The organism is Rahnella aquatilis CIP 78.65 = ATCC 33071 (assembly GCF_000241955.1).
GTDB lineage: Bacteria > Pseudomonadota > Gammaproteobacteria > Enterobacterales > Enterobacteriaceae > Rahnella > Rahnella aquatilis.
This window is the reverse complement of sequence record NC_017092.1, coordinates 4,090-8,406: the sequence shown is the minus strand read 5'-3', so window position 1 is coordinate 8,406 and position 4,317 is coordinate 4,090. Positions and strand designations below refer to the sequence as shown.

The following is a 4,317-nucleotide window of genomic DNA, read 5'->3' as shown; positions in this document are numbered from 1 at the left end:
CCCGACTGAACTCCTTCATCTGATCTCGACGTGCCCTTCTATGCACAATGACGCTGCGGCGGACAAACCCAAAGAAGAACTGGGTAAAAAAATCCCGCTAAGTACCGTCGTGATGCTTTCATCACGGGATAAACCCAGGAGGCAGTATGAAACTATTAAACGTGGTGAAACGGGCGTTGCAGTGCCTGAAGCTGGCGATGGACTTGTGGGACCGGTTTGGCGGCGACAACCATCACTATTAGCCGTTCGCTGGATTTCGCATGCGAAATCTCCCTTCACCGGTTTCGGTGCATAGCTATTCACCCGCTCAAAAGTTACCAGCGGCGTTTTGGGCAGTTTTGGCGGGGTAAGCCGGGGATTTCACCGTCTTCGGGGCAAAACGGCGCTGAGTGTGGCTGAGGCGGTGCGGTGAACCGGTGTTATGGTAAATCCGAGTGACTGGCGGGTATAAAAAAGGCCACCCGCAGGTGACCCTTTTTTATACCCGCCAACAATCATGAATCATTTGTACAGAATGGCGGTGCCGTGCAGGTGGTTCTGGCCGCTCGCTTCGATGATTTTATAAGACGTCGCGCCTGCGGCGGCGGCTTTGGCGGCGAAGGTGGATTCCAGGCCGTCCAGCGTGTTGCCTGTCGCGGTGACGGTGCCGATTTCAGCGGCGAAGCTGCCGAAAGAAACGGTGGCGAGTGCAGCAGCTACAACTAAAGTTTTGATGGTTTTCATGGTCAAATTCCTTCTCATTGATTGTTTGGGAGAAGGCGGTGCGCCTTCGATGAGAAGAATGTTAGCGGTAGACTTGAATGATGAATAGCGGATTGATTTGCTGATAAAGGTCAAAAATATTGAATGATGTTTTGGCCGGTTATTCTGGAATGCGGAATACTGGTGTTATGGTAAATACGACTAACCGGCAAGTACAAAAGAAAAAAGCCCCGCAGGGCTTTGAGCGACCGACTTATTTCTCTGAGGATTTACTGGGTTTCAATTTATCCGTATTCCCCGGGGTTTTTTTATTGTCGCGCTGGCGTTTATCAGGTTCCCCTGTTGATTCGGCAATGCGTTTCGGACCTGGCTTAAGGCTCATGATGATTATCCTTTGAAATTTAAGAGAAAATTTTACTTCCTTAACCGGTATAGCCATTGCGGCGAGCATTTTCAACACAATCAGATCTGTTGACATATCCTTGGCTGGAGGCTCCAACGATCCGACCATTGCTTGCCGTTCTACGCCAGCGCCACTCATTCGCCGTATCTGTATAAAATTCCCATTTATCGTTCATAGTGTTTTTCCATTCAGGCTATACGATATTTTACTGTTTGTTTATCAAGCAGTAATTGTCCTAAAAAAAGCCAACTTGGCTTTTCCTGAAAGAATATCTGTGGAAGTATGCGGGGCGATGAGAGAACGATCTCAGTTTCTATATCAGTGATAAATAAGCCACATTAATCTGTCATAGATCAAATAATATCATAAATCCTGATATCAGGATTGCAGGCATAATGCGGGTATTATGGTCAATTCAGTCTATGCAACGGTCGCAAAATTGGCTATCGATAGATAATGTTCCAATTACTAATCGCAGGCTCGGGGTTACTCAAAAATATGGAGGCTTTAAAAACACGACCCCTTACTAAACTAACGTCCTAAGGACGTTAGTTTAGTAAGGTATCATAAAATTGTCAAATAAACTTTTAATTCCAACAATATCAAACGCTTGAATATTTAAAAATCAATTTTAAAAAATTGACTTTGTTAGCTATGTGATGTATAAGTCCTAAGGACTTATACATCACATGGTGACGCATGATCAAAGAAACAATTTCACTTAGGGAAGCTTTAAAGACAATCATCTTAGAGCGCCATGCTAAGCCAGTGATTAACGCTTATGAAATAGCTTGGTATCTTTATGAGTTATATAGAGATAAAAATTTTGAAGGTGTTAGGCTAGGAAAGATCTCTGCAAAAGAGCCTGATTTTCGAGTGATCGCAGATGTGCAGCATTTCTTGCTATCGCGCGGGCTAATATCAAAATGTATAGATAATACTATTTATTCTATAAATAATAGAAACCCACCAACCGCGCAACAAGTGGTTTGTTGTATGAGCCCTTGCTCATACATATCTCATATTAGTGCAATGGAGTGGCACGGAATAACTGATAGAATTCCTAAAATACTTCATATTACCCAGTCATCATCAAGGTTTTTGAAGGATTTTTTTTTCTGAAAAAATAAAAAACACGTTCTCATTAGTTAATGACTCACACTTCCTATATCCACAAAATATAACGGGAATTGATTTTTTTGATGGGAAGGAAATAATTTTTCATAAAAAAAACAATTTCAAAATGAAAAAAGAACAATATGGTAGCGGTGGTGTTAGGGTGACAAATATCGGTGAAACTTTTCTTGATATGCTTAAAGAGCCAGATTTATGTGGAGGTTTCGAACATGTATTTTCTGTTTTTGAAAATTATCATGAAAAATTCCTACCTGTAATTTTAAAAGAAATATCTAAAAACGGTAATTCTATGGATAAAGCTCGCGCAGGATATATCCTTGAGGAAGTCATTGGCATTAAAAATAAAGTGATTGAATCTTGGAAGGATGACGTTAAACGTGGTGGGAGCCGGAAGTTGATACCATCAAACCCCTACAAAAATGTCTTCTCTGAAACATGGTGTATATCTATAAATAACTAAGAGGGGTAGTTAGTGGAGTTTTCAATAGAAGAGTGGGTTTCTTTATCACCAGCTGATCGGGTCGTGTTCCGTCAGTCCGTGCATATTGTGTTGTCTGCTATAGCTAATAGCGAATATCTTAAGCCAAAAATGATAATGAAAGGAGGTATGTTATTGGGGATAAGATATAAAAGTTCAAGATTTACTGAAGATATAGATTTTTCTACAAAGATGAAGCTTTCTGAAATTGACCAGGAAGAGTTTAGAAAAGAGTTAGATGATGCATTGGTTATATCATCTGATGAGTTAGCTTACGGTGTGTCTTGTAAGGTGCAGAGCTTAGTTATTCAACCTAAAAAAGGATATGATAAGGCTACATTCCCATCATTCAATCTCACTATTGGATATGCTAGAAAAAACTCTGCGGGAGAAATGGATCGACTTTCACGAGGGCAGTGTCCAAACACCATTAAAATAGATTATAGCTTCAATGAGTTGAGTTATAGTATAGATAATATTGTCATGGATGATGGTAGTGGTGTTTCAGCATATGGCGTAACTGATTTAGTTGCAGAAAAGATCAGGTCTATTATTCAACAACCATATAGAAATAGAAGTAGAAGGCAGGACGTGTATGATCTAGATTTTATCTTTGACTCTATTTGTTTTGATGATGGTGAGAAATTAACCATCCTCCATTCGTTGTTAGATAAATCAACAGGTAGAATTCCTGACGGGCATATAACAAAAGATACTCTAGATCGAGAAGACATAAGGGATTTATCAAGAAGAAATTACGACACCCTACATTTAGAAGTTGAAGGTGATGTTAAAGACTTTGATTTTTCCTTTGATAGGATAAATGAATTCTATAAATCTCTTCCCTGGGATGCTGTCGCCTGAGGCTATATTATGACTGTGAGAATGGATTTTATAACCTCAACTGGAACTCGTGATAGAAATTTAGATAGATTCCTTGAAGTAAAGACTGACTTTTTGTCTGTTTTTATTATGCTTGATGGGTTTTCTCAAACTGACGCCAATCCACACTATGTCGATTCTTTAATTGATGAAATGCGAGATAAAATATTGAGTGGTATGGGTTTTGAAGATGTTATATCGGTTATGGAAAATATACAGAGCTCGAGTGTGAAATGTTCAGGTAAGTCTAGTATAGGTGTAGTGTTAATTTCAGATACTGAAGTTAAAACGATGACGGTTGGTGACGTAAGAATATATTTTTTAATCGATGGGAAAAGGTCTTTAGATGATTCATTAGCTCAATTTCTCGTGAGTTCTGGTGTTTCTAATCCTCATTTTTTAAATAAGCATCCATATAGAAATAGATTAACCAAATACCTTTCTAAAGATTCCATTCATCCTATCCCGGCCTTCTCTTCTAAGAGAATTATAAACGGCGAGGCTATTTTTATGTGTACAGATGGTTTTTGGTCAAATTTTGAAGATCGAGAAATTCTGGAAGTAACGCTGGATGGCAAGCTTACGACTATGTTTAATGACGTTATGCATTCTAATGATGAAAATATAGACAACGCTTCGGTTGCTTTATTGCGCTTTAATTTGGCCGATGAAGAACAACAACTTGCGTTGGCTTAGCCGCGGTTATATCCTCACT

The 4,317-nt window shown here is 39.4% G+C and carries 6 protein-coding genes; 4 read left to right on the top strand and 2 right to left on the bottom strand.

Translation table 11 applies throughout. The features are described from left to right. Positions 1–501: 501 nt before the first annotated feature. Both RAHAQ2_RS24615 and RAHAQ2_RS25410 read right to left on the bottom strand, forming a co-directional pair. Positions 502–723: a YdgH/BhsA/McbA-like domain containing protein gene (locus tag RAHAQ2_RS24615; protein ID WP_014440119.1), complete on the bottom strand. Its 222-nt coding sequence runs from the start codon at positions 721–723 to the stop codon at positions 502–504. 401 nt (positions 724–1,124) lie between these two features. Beyond that, positions 1,125–1,280 carry a YegP family protein gene (locus RAHAQ2_RS25410; protein WP_072010247.1) on the bottom strand — a complete coding sequence of 52 codons (156 nt, stop codon included), beginning with the start codon at positions 1,278–1,280 and terminating at the stop codon, positions 1,125–1,127. A gap of 524 nt (positions 1,281–1,804) precedes the next feature. Between RAHAQ2_RS25410 and RAHAQ2_RS26100 the strand changes: the two genes are divergently transcribed. The 4 genes from RAHAQ2_RS26100 to RAHAQ2_RS24595 all read left to right on the top strand — a co-directional run bounded on the left by RAHAQ2_RS26100 (position 1,805) and on the right by RAHAQ2_RS24595 (position 4,298). Further along, entirely contained in the window at positions 1,805–2,227 is a 423-nt protein-coding gene (locus RAHAQ2_RS26100; protein WP_238532114.1) for a hypothetical protein, read from the top strand. A gap of 121 nt (positions 2,228–2,348) precedes the next feature. After that, the gene (locus RAHAQ2_RS26095) at positions 2,349–2,702 is read left to right on the top strand and encodes a hypothetical protein (protein WP_238532113.1); all 354 of its coding nucleotides are present in this window, start codon (positions 2,349–2,351) and stop codon (positions 2,700–2,702) included. Between the two features lie 12 nt (positions 2,703–2,714). After that, positions 2,715–3,584 carry a nucleotidyl transferase AbiEii/AbiGii toxin family protein gene (locus RAHAQ2_RS24600; RefSeq protein ID WP_014440116.1) on the top strand — a complete coding sequence of 290 codons (870 nt, stop codon included), beginning with the start codon at positions 2,715–2,717 and terminating at the stop codon, positions 3,582–3,584. A gap of 9 nt (positions 3,585–3,593) precedes the next feature. Next, positions 3,594–4,298 carry a PP2C family protein-serine/threonine phosphatase gene (locus RAHAQ2_RS24595; protein WP_014440115.1) on the top strand — a complete coding sequence of 235 codons (705 nt, stop codon included), beginning with the start codon at positions 3,594–3,596 and terminating at the stop codon, positions 4,296–4,298. Positions 4,299–4,317: the final 19 nt, after the last annotated feature.